General features: G+C 69.6%; 14 protein-coding genes. 2 read left to right on the top strand and 12 right to left on the bottom strand.

Annotation, left to right across the window (positions count from 1 at the left end; genetic code table 11):
* The first annotated feature begins 85 nt into the window (after window positions 1-85).
* Complete coding sequence (locus ACWGE0_RS01635) at window positions 86-952, top strand: hypothetical protein (RefSeq protein ID WP_452258936.1); 867 nt, start codon at window positions 86-88, stop codon at window positions 950-952.
* Here the strand turns inward: ACWGE0_RS01635 and ACWGE0_RS01630 are convergent.
* The 7 genes from ACWGE0_RS01630 to ACWGE0_RS01600 form a co-directional block, all read right to left on the bottom strand.
* Window positions 933-7,952, bottom strand: a complete 7,020-nt coding sequence (locus ACWGE0_RS01630) for an SDR family NAD(P)-dependent oxidoreductase (protein ID WP_452258935.1) — start codon at window positions 7,950-7,952, stop codon at window positions 933-935. The two genes, ACWGE0_RS01635 and ACWGE0_RS01630, sit on opposite strands and share 20 nt — an antisense overlap.
* 180 nt (window positions 7,953-8,132) lie before the next feature.
* Complete coding sequence (locus tag ACWGE0_RS01625; protein WP_452258934.1) at window positions 8,133-9,410, bottom strand: cation:proton antiporter domain-containing protein; 1,278 nt, start codon at window positions 9,408-9,410, stop codon at window positions 8,133-8,135.
* Window positions 9,411-9,425: 15 nt separating this feature from the next.
* Window positions 9,426-10,733 (bottom strand): cytochrome P450, encoded by a 1,308-nt coding sequence (locus ACWGE0_RS01620; protein ID WP_452258933.1) that lies wholly within the window; start codon window positions 10,731-10,733, stop codon window positions 9,426-9,428.
* Window positions 10,727-11,722, bottom strand: coding sequence for an alpha-hydroxy acid oxidase (locus ACWGE0_RS01615; RefSeq protein ID WP_452258932.1), 996 nt, complete (start codon window positions 11,720-11,722; stop codon window positions 10,727-10,729). The genes ACWGE0_RS01620 and ACWGE0_RS01615 overlap by 7 nt, the downstream gene beginning before the upstream one ends.
* Window positions 11,719-13,263 carry an NAD(P)-binding domain-containing protein gene (locus ACWGE0_RS01610; protein ID WP_452258931.1) on the bottom strand — a complete coding sequence of 515 codons (1,545 nt, stop codon included), beginning with the start codon at window positions 13,261-13,263 and terminating at the stop codon, window positions 11,719-11,721. The genes ACWGE0_RS01615 and ACWGE0_RS01610 overlap by 4 nt, the downstream gene beginning before the upstream one ends.
* Window positions 13,264-13,274: 11 nt before the next feature.
* Window positions 13,275-14,654: a class I adenylate-forming enzyme family protein gene (locus ACWGE0_RS01605; protein ID WP_452258930.1), complete on the bottom strand. Its 1,380-nt coding sequence runs from the start codon at window positions 14,652-14,654 to the stop codon at window positions 13,275-13,277.
* The gene (locus ACWGE0_RS01600; protein WP_452258929.1) at window positions 14,641-16,185 is read right to left on the bottom strand and encodes an NAD(P)-binding domain-containing protein; all 1,545 of its coding nucleotides are present in this window, start codon (window positions 16,183-16,185) and stop codon (window positions 14,641-14,643) included. Before ACWGE0_RS01600 ends, ACWGE0_RS01605 begins: the two co-directional genes overlap by 14 nt.
* Window positions 16,186-16,248: 63 nt before the next feature.
* Between ACWGE0_RS01600 and ACWGE0_RS01595 the strand changes: the two genes are divergently transcribed.
* The gene (locus tag ACWGE0_RS01595; protein ID WP_452258928.1) at window positions 16,249-17,745 is read left to right on the top strand and encodes an aromatic amino acid ammonia-lyase; all 1,497 of its coding nucleotides are present in this window, start codon (window positions 16,249-16,251) and stop codon (window positions 17,743-17,745) included.
* Window positions 17,746-17,760: 15 nt separating this feature from the next.
* On the opposite strand, the gene ACWGE0_RS01590 is transcribed toward ACWGE0_RS01595, so the two are convergent.
* From ACWGE0_RS01590 to ACWGE0_RS01570, 5 genes are all read right to left on the bottom strand, one after another.
* Window positions 17,761-19,005, bottom strand: a complete 1,245-nt coding sequence (locus tag ACWGE0_RS01590; RefSeq protein ID WP_452258927.1) for a sensor histidine kinase — start codon at window positions 19,003-19,005, stop codon at window positions 17,761-17,763.
* Window positions 19,002-19,655 (bottom strand): response regulator transcription factor, encoded by a 654-nt coding sequence (locus ACWGE0_RS01585; RefSeq protein WP_452258926.1) that lies wholly within the window; start codon window positions 19,653-19,655, stop codon window positions 19,002-19,004. Before ACWGE0_RS01585 ends, ACWGE0_RS01590 begins: the two co-directional genes overlap by 4 nt.
* 281 nt (window positions 19,656-19,936) lie before the next feature.
* A complete protein-coding gene (locus ACWGE0_RS01580) occupies window positions 19,937-20,731 on the bottom strand; it encodes a glycoside hydrolase family 20 zincin-like fold domain-containing protein (RefSeq protein ID WP_452258925.1) in 795 nt (264 codons plus the stop codon).
* A 34-nt stretch (window positions 20,732-20,765) separates the two neighbouring features.
* Window positions 20,766-22,460: a HAMP domain-containing sensor histidine kinase gene (locus tag ACWGE0_RS01575; RefSeq protein WP_452258924.1), complete on the bottom strand. Its 1,695-nt coding sequence runs from the start codon at window positions 22,458-22,460 to the stop codon at window positions 20,766-20,768.
* Complete coding sequence (locus ACWGE0_RS01570) at window positions 22,450-23,154, bottom strand: response regulator transcription factor (protein ID WP_452258923.1); 705 nt, start codon at window positions 23,152-23,154, stop codon at window positions 22,450-22,452. The genes ACWGE0_RS01575 and ACWGE0_RS01570 overlap by 11 nt, the downstream gene beginning before the upstream one ends.
* Window positions 23,155-23,172 lie beyond the last annotated feature (18 nt).

Raw genomic sequence — 23,172 nt, 5'->3', positions numbered from 1 at the left:
GCACACCACCGCGGGGTGCCCCTGGCTTATCTCACCCTGCGGGGGGGGGGGCGCCCCCCCCCCCCCCCCGCTCCTGGGAGTGATCATGCGCAAGTTGCGTTTCGTGGACTGGATCTTCGCCCTGGTCGCCGTCCTCGTCGTGGCCGGCGGCGGGGTCATGGTGTTCGCCAGGACCGCCGCGCCCATGCAGCACCAGAACATGGCACCGATGGCACCCGCTGCGCACAGCGACGGTCTGTCCGATGTGGAGAGCGGCTACCGGTTCGAGCCGGTGACGACGCCCGCCGCTCGCGGTGCCGCGGTGCCCGTGGCGTTCCGGATCCGCGACGGCGCAGGCCGGCCTGTGACCAGGTTCCTGGACAACCAGACCAAGCAGATGCACTTCTTCGCCGTCCGCGAGGACATGAACGTGCACGAGCACGTTCACCCCGTGCTGGACGGCGACACCTGGCACACCGCCCTCACGCTGCCCGACGGCGGTGCGTACCGGATGTTCGCCGAGTTCGTGCCGCTCGACACGAAGGACGCGCGGCACCCGGTCGTGCTCGGCGTGCCGTTCAGCATTCCCGGCGACACGACTTTCGTTCCCGTGCCTGCTCCTTCTGTTGAGGCGACTGTCAGTGACGGTTACCGCGTCACGCGCGTGGACACGCCTTCCCAGCCGACCGCGTTGCGTGCGCAGGAGCTGAAGTTCTCGATCCGCGGCCCGGACGGCGTTCCGGTGAGCGCCCTGGAACCCCATCTCGGCGCCAACGGCCACATGACCGGCTTCCACACGATGCTGCTGTCCGCCACCCACCTGCACCCGATCGAACTCGCGGGCATCCCGCTGACCAACGGGGAACTGAGCTTCCAGGCCGTGTTCGCCGACCGCGGCGAGTACCGGCTGTTCCTGGAGTTCGCCCACGGCGGCAAGGTGCACAAGGCCGCGATCACCATCGACGTCCTCTGAGCCACTCGCGGATAGCGGCCGCTGTCGTGCCGGCGTGCTCGGTCAGCACGGTGTCGTGGTCGCCGGGGATCTCGGCGGCGTCGTGGGGGAGCGGCCACCTCGGGCGCCAGTCGCGGTCCGGGTGCCTGGCGAGCATCTCGCGGGTGGGTCCGGCCTGGAGCAGCAGGGTCGGGATTGTTCCTGGTTGCGGTCGCCAGCCGTCGAAGATCCGCACGTAGCCGCCGCCGGCGAGGACTGCTGCGTCGCTGACGGTGTAGTGGTCTGGTGGGATCCGGGCTTCTCCGGCCACCAGTGCTAGTGCGCGGTCGTCGTCTCGGGTCAGGACGCCTTCGTCGGTTTCGATCAGGATCACGGCTTTGGCGTTGATTCTGGGGCTGATGGCGTGGGCCACGGCTCCGCCCAGGCAGTGTCCGATGAGGACGGTGGGGCGGTTTGCGGCCAGCTGCCGGACTGATTCCGCGTGGGAGTCGAGGAACGTTTCGACGTCGGCGGGGATCGGCGCGTTCTCGGCGAAGCCGGGGTAGGGGAGGAGGTAGAGGTCGTGGTCGAACTGCTGGGCCAGCTGGAGGGGCGCCTGTTCGCCGGGGGTGAGGTAGCTGGGGAGGTACACCAGGACCGGGTCTTGGTCGCCGTTGGTGAGCTGGAGCGGGGTGACCGGTTCTGGCGTGGTGGAGGTGGGGAGGGCGTACGAGGCGAGGAAGCGCATGGCCATGGCTTCCCGCGGGCCCTTCTCGGTGAGCACGCGGTGGTAGAGGGCGGCGAACGGTTGGGGACGTGAGGGTGGGGTGCTGGAGTTGAGCGCGCCGGAATTGTCAGACCCGCTTGAGATGATTGGAGTGGGGACCCGATCCCCCCAGGGGGCCTGCGAGTCTGTATCGATTCCGGGCTTGGTGGGCGTCGCGAGGGCGGCCTGCACATGTGCGGTGAGCTGCGGCAGCGTCGGATGGTCGAACACGACCGTGGCGCCCAGCTTCAACCCGGTGGCCGCGTTGATCCGGTTCCGCAACTGCAGCGCGGTCAGCGAGTCGAACCCGAGCGACGTGAAGTCCCTGTCCTCCGGCAGCGCCCCCGGATCGGCATACCCGAGCACCGCCGCGAGCTCAGCCCGGATCCCCTGCCCGACGTCGTCCCACCCAGCGCTAGCCCTTCCAGTAGCCCTCTCGGCAGCCCGAGCAGGCGCCAGCTGGATCGGCACCAGGACCGCCGAAGGAGTGCGCAACGCCCGGTCGAGCGCCGCGATGCCGGTCTCCTGACTCATCGCGATCACGCCGTCGTCCCGCAGGTCCGCGCCCATCCCGGACTTCGTGTCCCACAGCCCCCACGCCAGCGACAAAGCCGGCAACCCTCGCGCCACACGATGGCGGGCCAGCGCGTCGAGGTACGAGTTGGCGGCGGCGTAGTTCGACTGCCCGGGCCGACCGAGCACCCCGGCGGCCGAGGAATACAACACGAACGCGGACAGGTCGAGATGCGCGGAAGCCTCGTGCAGGTTCCACGCACCGTCAGCCTTGGGAGCCAGCACGGCATCGATGCGCGATGGCGTCATCGTGGCGAGCAGCCCGTCATCCAGCACCCCGGCGAGGTGGAACACGGCCCGCAGCCGATCGCACGACGAGACCAGGTCCTTGACGGCGGCCAGGTCGCTGACATCGCACGCCACGGCCGTGACCTCACACGAGAGTGACGCGGCCCATTCAGGCATGGCACCAGTTCTGCTCGCCAGCACCAGGTGCTCGGCGTCGAGATACCGGGCGAGCGGCTCCGCAAGCGCACTGGTCCCACCGGTGATCAAAACCGTGCCGTCGAACACCTGCCGCTCAACGCCAGGTTCCGGCGCCGGGGCCAACCGCGGCACGAGAGCCACGCCGTCCGAGACGGCGATCCGCGGCTCGTCGGTCAAGATCACCGAATCCTGCGAACCGCGCAGATCGACCAGCCCGAGGCCGGGATGTTCGGCCTGGGCACTGCTCACGAGTCCCCACACCGCGGCCGCCGCGAGGTCCGGATCGTCGCTGGTGGCCCGATGCGTCACCACGACCAGCCGTTCATCCGGCGCGGCCAGCCATTCCCGCAACCGGGCAAGGGTGGCCGCGAGCAACTCTCGAGTGCCGCCAACGCCCGTGTCGAAGACCTCGGCCTCCACCAGCGACGGAGTGACCGGAACCCAGTCGATCTGCTGCAGGACGTTCTCGACCTTCAGCGGCCGCGTCACCAACGACTCGATGCGCGCCACCACACGTCCGTCGTCATCGGTGAGCACGACCCGCAGCTCGTCCTCGCCGAGACGCGTGAGATGCACTCGCGCCGCGTCAACGCTTCGAAACAGCTCAACCCCGTTGAACGCGAACGGAACCCGCACCGCACCCCGAGGGTCCGCCAGCAGAGCCGAGTGCAGTGCCGCGTCGAGCAGGCAGGGGAGCGGGCCGCCGGAAACGTCGGCGAACAGCTCGTTCCCGCGTTGCCACAACGCCGTCACACCCTGAAACGCCGGCCCGTAGTGGTACCCGAGCCCGGCAAGTCCTTGGTAGTCAACGGGAAGCGGCGAGGCTCCCTCCGGAGGCCACTCCGAACCACTGTCCGAGGGTTCGCCACTGGCGACAGCCGACGCGCTCACATGCCGCGTCCACGCACCATCCCCAACCGGACGCGCCCAGATCGTGATCTTGCGGTCCTGATCGACGAGCACCTGCACCTGCGCGTCGCCGTTCAGCACCAACGGTTCGTGGACGACCAGGTCGTCGAGCCGATCACCGGTCGCCTGCCAGGCCATCTCGACGAACGCCGTCGCGGGCACGATGACGTCGTCGCCGATGCGATGATCCGCGAGCCACGGCTGTGTCGCCACCGAGAGAACAGGCCCGGAAGAGGCGGTGCTCGGCGGCAACCAGTAACGCTCGCGCTGGAACGGGTACACCGGCAGATCGCACCGCCGTGCGCCGGTGCCCGCGTACACGGCGTGCCAGTCAACGTCGACGCCGTGCACGTGCAGGGTCGCCAGACCGTCCCGCACGCCACGGGACATCGCGACGAACGCCCCGTCCGCGCACTCCTGCCCCAACGCCGTGAGCGTCGCGGCCGGCCCGATCTCGGCGAACACCGAGACGCCCGCGTCGGCCAGACCCCGGACGGCGTCGGCGAACAACACGGTCTCCCTGGCCTGCCGCACCCAGTACTCGGGCCGGGTGAGCGCCTCGGACTCCTCACGCCCGGTCAGCGTCGAGAAGAACGGAATCGTCGGTCGCTGATAGGTGATGGACTCCGCCACCTCGCGGAACTCGTCCAGCACCCCGTCGAGCAACGCCGAGTGGAACGCGTACGAGCCGAGCCGACGGCCGGGGATGGCGGCAACGGCATCCTCAGGGCCTGACAGCACCGCGGACTCAGGACCGTTGATCGCCGCAACGGAAACCCCGAACTCGGCGGCGATCCGCACGGCCCGCACCGCATCGGCACGAACGGCGACCATCGCGCCGCGGGGCATCGCGGCCATCGCCCGGCCTCGTACGGTCACCAGCCGGACCGCGTCGGGCAACGACAGCACCCCGGCGACGTGCGCGGCAGCGAGTTCGCCGATGGAGTGGCCCGCGACGTGACTGGGCCGCACGCCGTGCGAGCCGAGCAACGCACACAGCGCCACCTCGTACGCGAACAGCGCGGGCTGGGTGTAGTCGGTGCGGTCGATCAACGGTCCCGCGATCGCCTCCGCCAGCGGAAGATCGAACTCCGCGCACACCGCGTCGAAGGCCTCGCGGAAGACGGGGAACGCCTCGGCCAGCTCACGGCCCATCCCCGGACGCTGCGAACCCTGCCCGGTGAACAGGAACGCCAGCAGCGGATCGCGTTGGGCGGTGGCGTGCAGGACAGCAGGGTTGCCGACACCACGAGCCAGATCCCGCAGAGCACCCACGCCGTGAACCACGGCCCGGTGACTCAGGTGAGCCCTGCTCGTCGCCAGCGACCATCCAACGTCCAATGAGGACTCATCGGTCACCGCGTCAGCGAGCGCGGCAGCGTGCGCCCGCAGCCCCTCCTCATCGTCCCCGCTGACCAGCCACGGCACCTCGATCGCCGCCCCGGCAGCCTCCACCTCCAGAACCGGCGGCTCCTCCACGATGATGTGCGCATTGGTCCCGCTGATCCCGAACGACGAAATGCCCGCCCGCCGCACACCGTCCGACCACGCCACCGGCTCGGCCAGCAGCCGCACCCCGGACCAGTCGGCGTGCGGCGACGGCGAGTCCGCGTACAACGACCGGGGCAGCACGCCGTCCCGCATCGCCCACATCACCTTGATCAGCGACGCCACCCCGGCGGCCGCCTGCGTGTGCCCGATGTTCGACTTGACCGACCCGAGCCACAGCGGACGTTCCCGGCCAACCCCGTAGGTCGCCATCAGCGCCGACGCCTCGATCGGATCACCGAGCGTCGTCCCGGTGCCGTGCCCCTCCACCACGTCCACATCGGACGGAGACAGACCCGCGTCGGACAACGCCCGCCGGATCACGTCCTGCTGCGCCGGCCCGTTCGGCGCGGTGAGCCCGTTCGACGCGCCGTCGGAGTTCACCGCCGATCCGCGCAGGACCGCGAGCACGGGATGACCGTTGCGCTGGGCGTCGGAAAGCCGTTCGAGCAGCACCAGCCCGGCGCCCTCGGCCCAGCCAGTGCCGTCGGCATCAGCGGAGAACGACCGGCACCGTCCGTCCGGCGAGAGCGCGTGCTGCTGGCTGAACGCGACGAACGGCCCCGGCGTCGACATGACCGTCACACCACCGGCCAGGGCCAGCGAGCACTCCCCGTCCCGCAACGAGCGAGCGGCCAGGTGCATCGCGACGAGCGACGACGAACAGGCCGTGTCGATCGTCAAGGACGGACCACGCAGCCCGAGCACGTACGAGATCCGCCCGGACGCGACACTGCCGGTCGACCCGAGCGCGAGATGCGACTCGATGCCGTGCCCGTCGACCCGAGTCGCGTAGTCGTTGTGCATCAGGCCGACGAACACCGCGGTGTTGCTGCCGTGCAACGAGGTCGGGGCGATCCCGGCGCGCTCGACGGTCTCCCACGCGACCTCGAGCAGCAAGCGCTGCTGCGGGTCCATCGTGGCCGCCTCGCGCGGTGAGATGCCGAAGAACCCGGCGTCGAAGTCCGCGGCGTCGTGCAGGAACCCGCCGCGCCGCACGTACGTCCTGCCCGCCTGGTCCGGTTCCGGGTCGTACAGCGAGTCGACGTCCCAGTCGCGGTTCGCCGGGAAGTCGCTCGTGGCGTCCACCCCGTCGACGACGAGCCGCCACAGCTCCTCCGGCGACCTGACCCCGCCGGGGAACCGGCAGCCCACCGCGACAACGGCGATCGGCTCGGTCTCCTGCGACCGCGCGACAACAGGTTCAGGCGCCTCGTCGTGGAGCAGCGACGAGAGATGACGAGCGACGGCGGCCGGCGTCGGGTGGTCCCACACCAACGTCGCGGGCAACGTCAAACCGGTCAGCACGCTCAACCGGTGCCGCAGGGTGGTGCCGTCCAGCGACGTCATCCCGAAATCCGCGAAGGCCGTGGTCGCGCTGGGACGTTCACCGCGCATGGCCGCGACCTCGTCCAGCACGAGCTTCTCGAACGAGACGGACCGGATTGTTTCGCCGAGTTCCTCGCGCAGCACGTTCCGCCGCACCTTGCCCGAACCCGTGCGGGGAATTGCCGAGGTGAACCGGACCTCCACCGGAACCTTGTGCGGCGACAGGACGTCCGCGCAAGCCCGCACCACCGCGTCGCCGTCCGCCGGCCCCACGACGAACGCCACCGGAACCTCGCCCAGCACCGAGTCCGGCCGTGCGACGACCGCCGCGTCCCGAACCCCTGGCAGCCTGAGCAACACCGCCTCGACCTCGACCGGGTCGACGTTCTGACCGCCGCGGATGATCAGATCACTGACCCGTCCGGTGACCAGCAGCCGACCGTCCTGCGCGAACCGCCCGAGGTCGCCAGTGCGATACCACCCGTCCCGCAACGCCTGAGCCGTCGCCTCGGGGTTGCCGTGATAGCCGGAGAACAAGCCGGGACTGCTGACCAGGATCTCGCCCTCGTCGATCCGCACGGACACCCCGTCGACCGGCGGCCCGATGCTGATGGCCCCACAGGTCTCGGTGGTGCCGTAGAGATCGAGCAACGGCACACCGAGCGCCGCCCGGACATCAGCCAGCAGCCCGGCGTCACTGGGCGCACCCGCCGTCAGCGCGAAGCGCAGCGAAGGCGCCGAAGCAGGCGAGGTCTCCAGCAACATCCGGTACGTCGTCGGCACTCCCGCGAGCACGGTCGGCGCGTACTCGCTGATGAGTTGCTTGAGCCGGCCAGGTTCGACCCGCCCGCAGAGGTGAGCACGGGCGCCGAGCGTGAGGACACCGAGGATGCACATCGAGTGCGCCCAGCTGTGCGACATCGGCAACGGCCACAGCAGCCGGTCGCCGGCGGACATCCCGAGCACCGGCCCGTAGCAGGTCAGCGGAGACCACAACCCCGCGCGCTGCGTGGACACCGCACCCTTGGGCGTCCCGGTGGTGCCGGACGTGTAGAGCAACCAGGCGGGTTCGTCGAGCCCGAGGTCGTCACGCGGCGAGCCGGCGAAGGCGGTGAGCCCCTCGAACTCCTCCCCGGTCACCACCACGCGCAGCGAGTCCGGGAGCTTCGGCAGCTGACGCGGATCGGTGATCACCAGCGACGGCTCGCAGTCGTCCAGCAGCTGCCGCAACTCGGCCTCTGTCGCGTACGGACTCAACAACACGCACACCGCCGCGGCCCGCGCCACCGCCAGGACCGCTTCGACCAGCTCCACGCTGTCGTCGAGCAGCAACGCCACCCGAGCCCCGCGCTCAACCCCCAGCCCGGCCGCCAGCCGCCCGGTGCGATCCGCGAGCTCCGCCCACGTGACGGACCGCCTGCTGTCGCTGTACGCCTCCTGGTTCCCACGCAGTCGAGCGTTGTCCTCGAGCAACTCAGAAATCGGCTTCACCCCAGTGCCTCCCCTGAAACCGACCGTAGCGCGGTCTCGTTGGCGGGGAGCCAGTTCCTCCTTCTCTATAGCTTCAGTGCTGACTGAAGTAAATCCTTCGCGCCACAGTGGACAAACTCGGTCCGCGACAACCACAAGCGCTGAAGAAGGGCCGGCTGCGGCGGCAGCCGGCCCGAGACGTCACCTGACCGGAGCCGGAGCGGGTTTGACGTCCGCCTGTGCTTCCAGGTGGTCGGGCAGGGACGCGCGGTAGATCGGCATGGCCGCGGCGGTGGTGACGATCGCGACCAGCACGAGGATCGCGAACATCTCCGGTGTCACCAGGTCGTAGGCGAGGCCGATGTTGATGAAGATCAGGATCATCAGGCCGCGCGCGTTCATCAGGCCGCCGACCGCGGAGGCGTAGCGCCACGAGAAGCCCTGGGCGCGCACGACCAGGCCGCAGCCGAGGTACTTGCCGGCGAACGCGGCCAGCATGATCACGGCGAGCGGGAACCACAGCGCGCCGCCCGCGCCGAAGCCGGACACCTGGGTGTTGAGGCCGCTGAAGGCGAAGAACACCGGCAGCAGCAGGATCGAGTTGAGGTCGGTGAGCTTGGTTTCGAGCTCGTGCCGGATCACCTTCATCTTGGGCATGGCGAGGCCGGTGATGAAGCCGCCGAACACCGAGAAGACGCCGATGAAGTCGGTGAACCAGCCGGCGAGCAGCACGACGAGCAGGATGATCGCCATCATGTCGCGGCTGAGCTTGCCGTCGCGTTCCGCGCGTTCACCGAGCTTGGCGAGCCATTTGCGGCCGATCGTGAGCATCAGCACCGCGAACAGGGCGGCGCCGCCGATGGTGCGCAACGCGCCGGCGGGGCTGCCGGAGGTGCCGACCGCGATGATCAGCGCGAGGAAGCCCCACGCCACCGCGTCGTCGATCGCCGCGGCGACCAGGGTCAGGCCGCCGATCGGGGTGTTCGCGATGCCGCGTTCCTGCAGGATCCGGGCCAGCATCGGGAAAGCGGTGATCGACAGGGCGCCACCGAGGAACAGCATGAACACCCACAGGCTCGACCCCTCGGGGCTGAGCGAGTCGAAGAAGATCACCGCGGCGCCCGCGCCGAGCAGGAACGTCGGCACGATGCCGGACACGGCGAGCACCCCGGCGCGTCGGGCGTTGGACCCGGCGGTCATGCCGTGGTCCAAAGAGGACCCGACGAGGAACATGTAGAACGTCAACCCGATCGTGCTGAGCACGTAGAGGGTGCTCTTGACGTCGGCGGGAAAGAGCTGGGCCTGCACGCCAGGCGCCACGGCACCGAGCAGCGCCGGTCCCAGCAGGACGCCGGCGACCATCTCGCCGACGACCCTGGGTTGCCGGACCAGCATGGCGAGGCGCCCGCACACCGTCGTCGCGACGAGCACCACCGCCAGCGCGGCGAAGACTTGCAAGGCGAAGTGGATCTGGTTCACCGGGATCTCCTGGGGTTAGTGCCGGACCGGGCAACCCTGCGTGTCGTGCGTGTCGAAATAACGGCCCGCCAGCCGCAGCCGGTGGGCGTGCAGCACCATCGCGGTGCCGAGCATGAGCTGGACGACGCTGCGCCAGACGTCCTCCCAGCGGTCGCGCACGCGCATGAAGGCCAAGCGGGAGCGGGGAACCGTGCCGTCGCGGACGAGCAGGCACGGGCCGCGGCTCGGCAACGAACGGGTGTGCGTCACGGAGGAGTGCAGCGTCACGCGGCGCAGCACCACTCTCGTGGCCGCGCGCATCGCGATCGGGGAGAGCCGCCACGCCGGGCAGGGTCGGTTGGCGGCGATGCCGAACGGGATGTGGTGCTCGTTGCGGGCCGCGGTGCGTTCCCAGCGGCCGGGCTCGAACTCGTCCGGGTTCGCGTATCCGGTCGCGTGGTAGGCGGGATAGTTGAAGCACAGCACCGAACCGGCCGGGAACGTCGTGTGCTCGTCCAGTTCGATGTCGGCGGTCGTGATGCGGTGTGCGATGCCGAACAACGGGTAGAGGCGGAAGGTCTCGTCGAGCACGTGGGCGAAGTACCTGTCGTCGTCGGGGTTCTCCGCGAGTCGTGCCGCGACCTCCGGGTGCTGGGCCAGCGCGAGCAGCAGGTGGGCCATCGCCTCCGACATCTGCACGACGGCGGTGTTGAAGTAGGTGCCCTGCAAGTAGTGGACCTGCTCGATCTCGGACAACGTGGTGGGCAGCGGGTGCTGGACGTCCTCGAGCCGTTCCTCCAGGTACCGCGTCAGGCGGGCGCGGCGGGCTGGGTGGCGCAAACCCGTGCACTTCAACGAGGTCACGACGTCGTCGGCGTGCCCGACGATCAGATCGCGGGCCGCGCGCGGGCAAGGTTCGCCGAAGACCAGCTCGTAGAAGTACTCGGCCCAGATCGGCATCATCAGCTCGCGCAACCGGACGTGGGTGACCGATCCGGCCAGGGCCTCGTCCAGCACGCGGCCGGTGCAGTTCCTGGCCAGCGTCGACAGGGTTTCCGCTGGTCCCGCCAGGAACGCGCGGGTCGCGCGCGCCACGTCGTCGTAGCGCGGCCCTGCCTCCAGGTGTTCCTGGTGCACCTCGGGGCCGGGGGAGAGCCAGTACCAGAACAGGTCCGACAACCCGGCACCCTTGCTGCGGCCGTTCGCGGCGGGATGGCTGTAGAGCTCCAGGAAACGGTCCGGGCCGACCTGGTCGTTGGGGAACGTGATCGCGTTGTCGCCGTTGACCTTCTCGAACACCTTGGCGCGCAACGCCACCACGCGCGCCGGCAACCAGTTCAGCACCGGACCACCACCATGTCGTGGCTCAACTCCCCGCCGCACAGCGCGAGGACGTGCTCGAACTCGTCCCGCAGCACGCCGAGGACCCGGTGCACGCCCGCCTCACCATCGGCCGCAAGCCCCCACAACACCGGCCTGCCGATGCCGACCGACGAAGCTCCCATCGCCAGCGCCAACGCGATGTCACCTCCACTTCGGACACCGCCGTCGAGCACGAGCGGAACCCGCCCGCCCACCGCCTTCACCACCGCGGGCAACGCGTCCAGTGCCGCCGGTACGACGTCGAGCTGGCGGCCGCCGTGGTTGGACACGAAGATCCCCGCCACCCCGTGCCCGACCGCGAGCACCGCGTCGGCGGGGTGGAGAACTCCCTTCAACCACACCGGGAGCGATGTCGACGCGCACAACCGGTCGACGTCCTCCCACGAGAACGCCGCCATCTCGATATCGCGCGGACCGGCGACACCGGCGAGATCGCGCATGTTCTCCGCCGCCAACCCGGAAGGCAGGTCGTGGAACCCGTTCGCGATGTCCCTGCGGTGCCTGCCGAACACGGGGGAGTCGACCGTGACGACCAACGCCTCGCATCCGGCTCGTTCCGCCCGCCGCACCAGGGCTTCCGTGACGCGCGGATCTGGTTGGAGGTACAGCTGGAACCACACAGGCCCGGTCGCGGCGGCCACGACGTCCGCGATCGGCGCGGTCGAAGCCATGCTGGACACCAGGATCGTGCCCGCCGCACCCCGTGCCGTCGCCAGCTCACCGTCGGGGTGCGCGAGCTTGTGGAACGCGGTCGGCGAGATCAGCACCGGGAAGTCGTCCCTGATCTCCTTGCCCCGCAACACCCGTGGCAGCAGGGCCAGGCGCCGGAACGCGGCCTCGTTCTCGGCGAGCACGACCTCGTCCCCGACCCCGCCCGCGAAGAAGTCGTAGTGGACGGGGTCGAGCACCGCGCGTGCCTTGTCGTGCAGCTCCGCGAGCACCGGGTTCACCGGAGGTACGCCCGCAGCGGCGCCTTGTGCACCTTCTCGCTGTCCCACTCGTTCTCGAGGTTCTCGGTGACGTGGTGCTCGTCGACCAGGTCACCGGCACGGAACCGGCGGACCACCGGGTGCAGGTAGCGGCCGTCGAGCCCGCTGGTGTCCTGCTGCGAGTTCCGGCCGGCGGTGATGTCGAACGGGTTGACCTTGTCGTGGTCCGCGCCGTACTCCAGCGTCACCGTCAGGTACGTCTCGACGTCACCGAACTCGCCCCGCGCCACCGCCTCGTGCAGGTGCGCGACCGGAACCTCCTCGACGTACCGCACGGCGCCGTCGGGACCGATGAGCACCGCGTCCGACATGAACGCGAACAGCTGCCACAGCGCGGAAGTCCGGTTGACCCGCTCGATGATCGCCTCGGTGACGTCCTCGGCGGCCACGGCACGGCTCGGCCAGTCCACGCCGTGATACCGCTGTTCCGCGATCCGGTGCAGCGCGCGGACGCCGTAGCGGAAGCCGTGGATGAACCCGCTGGTCGACTTCTTGAAGTCGCGCATCTGCGTGATCGTGCCCGCGAAGAAGAGGTCCGGGACGTTCACCGACTCCCACGCCGCGGTCTGGTCGGGGAAACGCGAGTTGATCGTGAGCTGCGGCCGGCACTCCGGCGCGAAGATCGAGGCGTCGAACCGGAACCCGGTCGCGAGGATCACCCGGTCGTAGCGGATCTCCTTGATCACCTCGTCGACCCGCTGGAAGCTGACCTTGACCAGGTAGTCGTCGCCGTCGCGCCGGATGCCCGCGATGTGCCCGTCCAGCAACGCGTTCTGCGACTTGAGCTGGTAGGTGTCGAGGAAGTTGTTGTTCACCGCGCGCAGGTGGCCGACGAAGTGGGTCTGCCATGCCAGTTTCAGCGAACCGGGGCCCGCGAGGTGGATGACCGACGTGGTCTCCATCAGGGCGTCCGCGGTTTCGAACGCCGAGTTGCCGCGCCCGATGATCAGCACCTTCTTGTTGGTGAACTCGGCCGGGTCGACCGACACGTCGTAGTAGTGCTCGGCGTGTTCGACACCCTCGATGTCCGGCACGTACTTCTGGGAGACGCCCGTGGCCACGATGATCCGCTTGGCCCGGTAGGTGACGCCGTGCTGGTCGCGCACCACGAAGTCGTCCGGCCTGTTCACCGACACGACGCGCGTGTCGTAGCGGATCGGCAGGTCGTTCTTGACGGCGAAGTCGCCCAGGTAGCGGACCATGTCGTCGGCGTGGGGAAAGTAGCGCGGCGTGTAGCCGGTGAACAGCAGGTCGGGATCGTCGCTGAGCAACGAGTTCCAGTCGACGCGCAGGTTCAACTCGGGGTCGTCCCAGCCGGTGTAGATCTTGTTGATGGAGATCAGCTGCCGGTGCCGGGGGAAGCGGGTGAAGAACGTTCCCGCCGCCGGTCCCGCCTCCAGCACCAGGTGGTCACGGCCATCCTTTTTGAGCAGGTAGGACGCCTGCAGCCCCGCCGGACCGGCGCCGATCACGAGACACTCGGTCGAAACCTCGCTGGACACGACTTCTCTCCTCACGCGGTGTTCACCACTTCGGCCAACTTGCGCTTGTCGGGTTTGCCGCTCGGGGCGACAGGAGGTTCGGTGATCGCGGTGACCTGAACAGGTGCGCAGGCCGCGCCCAGCCGTTCGGTCACCAGCTGCCGCAGCTCGGCCAGCTCGGGAACGCGATCACCTCTGGGCACGACGAATGCGTGCACCGCTTCGCCGGTGTCGTCGTCCGGTACCGCGACGACGTAGGCCTCTGCGACGTCCGGGTGCTCGGCGATCACGTGCTCGATCGGGCCGATGTAGTGCAGGTTCGCGTTGACGATCACGACGTCCCTGGCGCGGCCGGTCAGGTGCAGGTAGCCGTCGGCGTCGAACCTGCCCAGGTCGCGGGTGCGGATCCAGCCGTCCACGAACACCTCGGCCGATTCCTCTGGGTTCGCCCAGTACCCGCTCGCCTGGCCAGGAGTGCGGACGAACAGCTCGCCGTCGCGGATCTCCACGTCGACCGGTGGCTTCCCGACCGTGCCGGGCGGATCCGCGGGCGTGGCCATCGAGATCATCCCGGTCTCGGTCTGGCCGTAACCGTGGAACAGCACCGGCCCCAGCACTTCCAGGGCTTCGCGGTGGCGTTCGGTCGTCAGCGGCGAGCCCGAGACCAGCAACGCACGCAAGGTCGACAGGTCCGCGGGGGAGTGGCGCTGGCCGGCGACGAGCTTTGCCAGACCAGGAACGGTGATCACGCGCGCGGTCGCTCGGTGCTGAGCGATGGCGCTGGGGTTGTCCGCGACGACGACCGTGCCACCGGCGGTCAGGGTGAGGATCGCGTACTCGAACATCACCTGGCTCGACAGCGATCCGAACACCAGGTACCGGTCGAGCCTGGTCGCGAGTTCCCGGATCGCGGGTGGCCACGCGTCGGGCCGGGCGGTCCACGCGTTCGTCATGGATGCATAGGTCTGGGCGCACGCCTTGGGTGCACCGGTGCTGCCGCTGGTGTGGATGAGCCGGGCGATGTCGTCCGGCCTGCCGTCGCAGCGCAGTGGTTCGGCTGGATTTCTGGCGAGATCGTCGGTGTCGCGGACCACGAGTTTGATGTCGAGGCTGAGCAGGTGTTCGACCTGGGCCTCGGTCAGTCCTGGCCGCACACCCACGACCCGCGCGCCCACCGCGTGCGCGGCGAGGATCGTGGCGAACGCCTCCGGGTGCACGCCCTGCAGCAGCGCGACCCCGTCACCAGGGCCGAGTCCGTTGGCGCGCAACCCGGTCGCGATCCGCGCGATGAGGTCGAGCATCTCGGTACCGGTCACCACGCGGGTGCCGTGCTCGAACACCGGCCGGTCCGCGGCGGCGCCGAGCACGTCGAGCACCGCGCGCGGGAACGGCTCGGCGTCACGCGCCGGCAAGGCATTCCTTCACGAACACGGCCAGCGGCTGCTGGTGCACCTCCGGCACGTCCCAGTGGTTCTCGAGGTTCTCCGCGAGGTGGTGGGTCGCGGCGAGCACGCCGTGGCGGTAGTGGCGGACCACCGGGTGCAGGTAGCTCGCGTCGGCCGCGTTGACAGGGTCGTTCTCGGCGACGCGCGGGATGGTGATGTCGAACGGGTCGACGGTGTCGTGGTCCGGTCCGTACTCGAGCGTCGCGACGAACCGGTGCTCTGCCGGGCCGAGGCCGCCGTCGGCCACGTAGGCGACCGGCACTTCCTCCTCGTACCGCGCGGAGTCCGCGTCGACCGTCACGACGTCGCCGACGACCGCGAACTGCTGCCACAGACACGAGGACGTGTTCACCCTGGCGATGAGCGCGTCGCTGATCGCCTCCGGGGACAGCTCCAGATCCCTGCCGGGCCACGGAACGGCGTGGTTGCGGGCACTGAGAACGCGGTGCAGCGCGCGGGCGCCGTAGCGGAAGCCGTGGATGAACCCGCTGGTCGACTTCTTGAAGTCACGGGACTGCGTGATCGTGCCCGCGAAGTACAGGCCGGGGATGTTCGTCGACTCGAACGCCGAGGTCAGCTGCGGGAACCGGTCCTTGATGATCAGCGACGGCCGGCAGTTCTCCGCGAAGATCGTGGCGTCGAACCGGAACCCGGTGCACGCGATGATCCGGTCGTACTCCAGCTCGCGCAGCTTCTCGACCGTGCGGGCGTAGCGGAACTGGATGCGGAACCCGCCCTCCGGCCGCTGCTCGATGCGTTCGATCGAGCCGTCGATGACCGCGTTCTCGCTCTTGAGCTGGTAGGTGTCGAGGAAGTTGTTGTTCACCGCGCGCAGGTGCCCGACGTAGTGGGTCTGCCAGGCCAGCTTCACCGAGTGCGGCCCAGCCACGTGGATCACGGCCGCGTGCTCGACCAGTGCGTCGGCGGTTTCGAAACCCGAGTTGCCCTTGCCGATCACCAGCACCCGCTGGTCGGTGAACGACTCGGGGTCGGTGTCGAAGGTGTCGTAGCGTTCGACGTGCTCGATGCCGGGGATCTCCGGCACGTACAGCTGCGAGACCCCGGTGGCCATCACCAGGTTCCTCGCCCGCCAGGTCTGTCCACCGCGGGCGGTGACGGCGAACTCGTCGCCGTCGCGTTCGACCGTGGTGACATCGATGTCGTACTGGATCTTCAGAGTGGCCGCGCAGTCCTGGAAGTACCGGACGATGTCGTCGGCGTCCGGGAAGTACTTCGGGCTGTAGCGGGTGAACAGCAGGTCCGGATCGTCGAGCAGCAGCGAGTTCCAGTCCATCCGCATGCGTCGTTCGGGATCTTTGGCCCCGGTGTGGACCTTGTTGATCGAGATGAGTTTGCGGTGCCTCGGATAGCGGGTGAAGAACGTGCCGGCCCCGCTGCCGCGTTCGAGGACGGCGTAGTCGCGACCGTCCCGCTCCAGCAGTGCGGCGAGCTGCAAACCGGCCGGTCCCGCGCCGATGATCAGGTAGTCGTGCGCCATGGACGGGGAAGCTACCCACGCGATCTCAGAACTTTCTGAGATCGGCTGCCTACCGTCCGTGCCGTGACCACGACCGCTGCAGACACGTCCGTGGACCTCGGTTCGCCGCTCGCCATCACCGACCTGCTGCGGGCTTCCGAGCCGCTGCACGTGCAGGTCGGCGCACTCGTCGCGGACCGCGTCGCGGAGGGCCGCGCGTACCTGCGCACGGTGCTCGCCGACGACGAACGACCGGTGTACGGCGCCAAAACCGGGTTCGGCGCCCTGGTGGGCTTCGCGGGCCGTGCCTCCGAGGCTGACCAGTGCGACAACACCCTGGCACACCTGGGTGCGGGCCAAGGCCCCGACCTGCCACTGGACATCGCCCGCGCCGCGATGCTGGTGCGAACCTGGTCGCTGGCCCAGGGATTGTCCGGCGTGTCGGCACACGTCGTGGACGGCCTCGCTGCGATGTTCGGGACCACCTTCGTGCCGGCGATCCCGCGCTACGGATCCGTCGGTGCCAGCGGTGACCTGATCCCGCTCGCCTATGCGGCTCAAGCACTGCGCGGCCGCGGGCACGCCTACCTCGACGGCGTCCGATTGCCCGCCGCGGAGGCTCTGACTTCTGCGGGACTGTCGGCTTTGGAGTTGGACGGCCGTGACGCCTTGGCGTTGGTCAACGGCACGTCCGTCACCACTGCGGCCACGGCTCTCGCGCTGTCCTCAGTGCGTGCTTCGCATCGGGCGGTTGCGGACCTGACCTGCCTGCTGGTGGACGTGCTCGGTGCCGACCCGGGATTCCTGGACGCACGGCTGATCGCCGCGTTCGGGCACACCGGCGCGGTGTCGGTCGCCGCGGACATGCGAGGGTTGCTGGAAGGAACGAGTCCCAGCGGATCGCGGGCGTTGCAGGAGCCGTACAGCATCCGGTGCGCGCCGCAGCTGCTCGGAGCGGCCGAGGACGCGTTGCGCTACGTGGACGGTGTGGTCGCGGCGGACCTCGGCGGGGTCAGCGACAACCCGTTGTTCTTCCCCGGCGACGACCTGGTGGCGCACGGCGGCAACTTCTTCGGCCAGCCCGCCGCGTTCGCCGCCGACGTGCTGGCGATGGTCACGGCGTCACTGGGCAACCTGGCGGAACGGCAGCTGGACCTGCTGGTCGACCCGGCCCGCAACACCGGCCTGCCACCGATGCTGGCCGCCGGACCCGGCCAGCAGCACGGGTTGCAGGGCGTGCAGCTGGCCACGACCGCGTTCATCGCCGAGATCCGGCGCAACGTTCTTCCTGCCAGCACGCAGAGTCTGCCGACGAACCTGCACAACCAGGACGTCGTGCCGTTCGGCACCCAGTCCGCGTTGCGCGCCTACGACCTCGCCGAACTGCTGCGGTTGCTGTGCGGCTCGCTCGCCTTGGGGTTGCGGCAGGCCGTGCACGTGGGCGGCAGGCGGCCGACCGCGCCGCGTTGTGCCGCGTTGCTGGACGCACTCGCCGACGCGATCGAGCCGGTCGACCCGGACCGGCCGCTCGACGTGGACGTCCGGGTCGCCGCGGACGTGGTCACCAGCAGGCAGTGGTGACCATGGCAGGGGTGATCACGGGCAGGCGGACGTGATCCTCTCCCGCTGTGGCGCCGAATCCGGTCCCGTCATCGGCAATCTCAGTGTGAAGCGAGCGCCCCTGCCCGGATGTCCGAACGCCTTCACCGTGCCGCCGTGCCCGGTCACGATCTCCTGGACCAGGGCCAGCCCCAGTCCGAAGCGCTTCTCGCCGTGCCCGTGGCGGAACCGGTCGAAGAGCCGCTCGGCCTCCACCGCCTCGAACCCGTCCCCGGTGTCCGCGACCGTCACCTCCGCGTGCCCGTCCCGCTGCGCCACCCGCACCGAGATCCGGCCTCCTTCTGGCGTGTGCCGGACCGCGTTGGCCAGCAGTTCGTCCACCGCCCGCCGCAGCGCGGTCTCCACGCCGAACACCACCAGCGGACCACCCGGAAGCTCCATGGACAGAGTGATCCGGCGTTCCGCCGCCCGTTCGCTCTCCCCGGTCACCGCGGACTCGGCCACCGCGGCGAGGTCCACGGGCTGCCCGTCGAACTCCCGGTTGAGCTGCGCCGACAGCAACAGGTCGTCCACCACGTCCGACAGCCCGCGAATCGACCTGGCGAGCGCGTCGAGGCCGTCCCGCTGGTCGTCGGGCAGGTTCGCGGCCGACGACAGCAACTGGGCGCGCAGATACGCCCGTGCGATCGGGGTGCGCAGTTCGTGGCTCGCGTCCGTGACGAACTGCCGTTGCCTGGCCAGCGCTTCTGCCAGCGGACCGACCGTGCGGCGGCTGACCCCGAGGCCGATCAACGCCGCCGCGAGCAGTCCGCCCACCTGCGCTATCCCCAGGGCCAGCAGCAGGTGGTGGCGGTCGGCCAGCAGGTACCGCATGTCGAACACCGCCTGCACCGTCGTGGAATCCGCGCCCGGTGTCGTGAACACCATGTACTCCGTGCCGTTCGCGGAGACGTCACGCTCCACCGCGGCGCCCGAGGACCGCACCGCGTCGAGGTCACCGCGCAACGGGAACCCGTCCGGCACCGTCAGCACGCCCTCGTCGAGCACACCGTTTTCCAGTACGAACACCCACGCACATCGCGGCGCGACATCGGGTACGCCGAACCGGGCGTTGTACCGGAGTTCGCGCGCCACCTGCGTTTCCTGCGCCTGCACCATGACCACGTACGCGATAGCGCCGACGAACGCGATCATCACGGTGATCGCGAGACCCACCAGCACGCTGACCCGCAGCCGCGCCCGCCGGACCTCCGCGCGTTCGGCCTCGGCCCACGTCGTCACAGCGCCCCCAACCGGTAGCCGACGCCCTGCACCGTCCGGACCACCGTGCGCCCCACCTTGGACCGCAGGTAGTGCACGTAGGTGTCCACAATGGACGGCGAGGGGGCGTCGTGGAAGACGGTCCGCCGCAGCGAGGCCCGCGTGTGCACGGTGTCGGGGTGGGTGGCGAGCACCCGCAGCAGGGCGAACTCCCTGGCGGTCAGCGGTACCCGTTCGCCGTCGGGCAGCACCACCTGGTGTTGCTCCAGCTCGAGGCGGCCGGCGCCGATCCGCAACACCACCGCCAGCTCCGCGGCCCGCCGGTACAGCGCTCTCAGTCGTGCACGCAGCTCGCCCAGGTCGAACGGTTTCATCAGATAGTCGTCCGCACCGGCGTCGAGGCCGTCGATTCGATCGCGAACAGTGCCCATTGCCGTCAAAACCAATGCCTGCGTTCGTATGGACCGGGAACGCAACCGGGAAAGGAGATCGAGCCCGTCGACAACGGGCAGTCCGCGATCTATCACGACCACGTCATATGGCCGAGTCAGTGCGAGATGCAGTCCGCGTTGCCCGTCCAACGCGATGTCCACGACATGTCCGTCCCCTCGGAACACGGCGGAGAGCAACTCCACCAGCTCCCTGTCGTCCTCTACGAGCAGCAGGCGCACAGCACGAAGAATGGCACGCCGCAGGGGAGTCGGACCAGGTCATGGAGGTGGTGCAACAGCCAATGGACAGGCACGGGAGATCGTTCACAAATGTGACCGGCAGGGCCGGGTGCAGCGGTATTTCCGCTGTTCTGCCGTCTTGCGAAACTGTCGGTTGCGGCATTCGGCGCAGACTTCGACAAACTCGCGAGGCTTTGCGATCGCGCCGGACCGGTAATTCAACGATAAACATGTGAACGGCGGCCCGGCGTGACCTGCGATCAATCGGCGGGTGTGAACAGCTACGTCCAGGCGGGGGCCACGGCGGACGTGGTGCCACCACCGCCGACCCAGCCCGCGGTCGCGATGGCGCGCAGTCCGTCGTCGCCCTCGGCGAGCCTGCCGTGCGGACCGAGAACGGTGGCGTTCCCGTCGTGCCACCGCACCGGAAGGCGGCCGTGCCGGTGCAGCAGCTCGCCGAACCTGGTGCTGAGCTTGGCGCTGCCGATGTGCACCCAGCGGCTCGGGAACAGGTCCAGCAGCTCGATCGTGGCCGGGCTGAGCTCCGGGACGATGGTGACGCCGTGGTCGCGGCCGTACTCGACGAGATCACGCAACGCGTCGGGATCACCCTCGGGGAACACGTGCAGGACGTTGAGCTTGTAGGCGGCCATCTTGTCGATGGCCTTGCGCATCTCGGCCGGCGCCAGCATGGCGCTCGACACGCCGCGCCAGGCGAACGCGGGGGAGTCCCGCACGTCGGCCGCGCGCACCGTGGCGTCACGGGTCATCAGCTGCCGGAACGACTGCACGCCGTGCCGCAGCCCTGCCTGGGTGCCCGCCCGCAGCATCACCGCGTCGTTGCTGACCAGCAAGGCGTAGCCCTCGGGGCCGAGCCCGCGCATGGCGGGATCGTGCGACACCATCAGCATGCCGTCAGGCGACTCCGCGAGCAGGTAGCCGGTCTGCGCGAAGATGTGCTCGCGCAGCAGAGCCGCCGCGGTACGGGCCTGTCCGGTCACCCGGACGGCGACGTCCTCGGTCAGTACGAACGAGCCCGTGCGACGGGGCGCGCTCGTGGGCATGGGAACAATCACCGGTTTCCTCTCCAGCGGACTAACGCTGGCAGTATCAGGTGAGTTCCGGCAACCGGAGGGTGAACGTGGTTCCCCGCCCTGTCGTGCTGATCACACCGACCGTCCCGCCGTGCGCCTCGACGAGCTTGCGGACGATCGCCAGCCCCAGTCCGCTGCCGCCCGTGCTGCGGGCCCGTGACTTGTCCGCGCGCCAGAACCTGTCGAACACGTGCGGCAGATCCGCCTCCGAGATGCCCGCTCCGGTGTCCTCCACCGAGATCACCACGCCGTCTTCCTCGACCGCGCTGACCGTCACCGAACCGCCGGGCGGCACGTACCGCAACGCGTTCGCGACGAGGTTGTCGAGGATCTGCCTGAGCCGCAACGCGTCCGCCCGGACGACGAGCGACGGGTCCGCGGCCACCGACAACGTGACACCTGCCTGCGCGGCCCGTGCCTCGTGCGCCGCGCGGACCTGCTCGAACGCGGCCAGCACCGGCACCGGTTCGATCGTCAGCCGCAACGAGCCCGCCTCCGCCACCGCGAGGTCCTGCAGGTCGTCCACCACGTGCTGGAGCACCAGCGCTTCCTTGAGCAGCAACGTGACCAGCGCGGGGTCGAGATCGCTCACCCCGTCCTCCGCCGCCTCCAGCCAGCCCCGGATGTTGCTCAGCGGCGTCCGCAGCTCGTGCGCGACGTCGCTGACCATCGTCTTGCGGGCCTGCTCCAGCTGCGCCCGGTTCGCCGCCATCGTGTTGAACGCCTTGGTCAGCCCCGCGATCTCGTCCTGACCGCGCACCGGCACCGGCGGGATGTCGCTCCCGCCGGACATGTGCTGCGCCGCGGCGGTCAGCGCCCTGAGCGGCCGGGTGATCCGCGCGCCGGCCAGCGCCGTCACCCCGACCGCGGCCAGCAGCACCGCCGCCGCGGCACCCACGACCTGCCAGCCGTTGCCCGACAACGAGATCGCGGCGGTCGGCGGACCCGACGGGTTCGTCAGGTAGAGCAGGGCCGGCGGCGGCACATACGGCGTGAGCTGCTCCTTGCGGCCCGCGGCGACACATGCGGCAACGGTGGGCTCGTCGGGGATCGCCAGGCCGGTCGTCTGCTTCACCGCGGGGGTGTAGTCGGGGTCGAGCTCGACCTGCGGCAGCGACTTGCGTGCCAGGCAGGCGTTGACCAGGTCCTCCAGGTCGAGCAACGCGTAGAAGTCGGCGGCGGTGTCGAACGGCAGCTGCGAGTCCCGGCAGTCCATGCTCACCTCCTTGCGCTTGACCAGCCGCAGGCAGACCAGCGACCCGGTGGGGTCCTCGCGGTCGCGGAAGCCGATCGGCGTGCGGAACGGCCCCAGCACCCGCTCGTCGATCCGGTCGGCCGGCGCGTCCGGCACCAGCACGGGATCGACCGCCAGCGGATCCACCACCGCCGCGGCCGTCGCGGGCAGCTGACCGCCGTCGCCACCCAGGTCCGCGATCGTCCTGCCGTCCTTGGTGACCAGCGCGATGCGGCGGTGCGGATGCTCGGTCACCAGCGACTCCAGCCAACCGTCCACTTCGGACCAGTCCCGATGCCCGGTGGCGTACGAGAGCAGCGTGGCGTAGATCTTGTTGTCCGAGGCCAGTTCGCGGCCCTGCTCACGGGCGATCGACGCCTGGGTCAGCTGGGTGGCGAGCCACGCGGTCGCGGCGATCGAGCACACCGCGATCAGCACCACGACCACGAGCAGCCGGGTGAAGACGCTACGGCGCATCACGGCGTCCAGCGGTGAGCTTGTAGCCGATGCCGTAGACGGTGACCAGGTGCTCGGGCGCGCGGGCGTCGGCCTCGATCTTGCGGCGCAGGTTCTTCACGTGCGTGTCGATCGTGCGGGTGGTCAGGAAGCTGTCGATGCCGTGCATCCGCTCCAGCAACTGCTCGCGGTTGAACACCCGGTCCACTTCGGACGCGAGCACCTCCAGCAACCCGAATTCGCCGGGCGTGCACTCGACCTGCTCACCGCGCACCGTGACCTCGTGCCGCACGGGGTCGACCACGATCGGCCCGACCGTCAGCAACGGTGCGGGCCGGGCGGCAGGACGCCGCCGGAGCAACGTCCGCACCCGCGCCACCAGTTCGCGCGGGCTGAACGGCTTGGTCATGTAGTCGTCGGCGCCGATCCCGAGCCCGTGCAGCAGATCGTCCTCAGTGGACCGCGCCGTGAGCATGAGCACCAGCACGTCGGGTTGATCCTCACCGGCCCGCAAGGCCCGGCACACGTCGAGCCCGCCCAGGCCCGGCAGCATCAGGTCCAGCACGACGAGTTCTGGCCGGTGAGCGCGGACGACGTCGAGCGCGTCCCGACCGTCGCGGACGACGAGCACCCGGTGATGATCCTGCTCGAGATAGCGGCGGACGAGCTCGGCCTGGTTCTCGTCGTCCTCCGCGACCAGGATGAGAGCGCTCACGCCGCGAGAATACGGACG

The organism is Lentzea sp. NPDC054927, from assembly GCF_053610285.1.
This window is presented reverse-complemented; position numbering and strand designations above follow the sequence as displayed.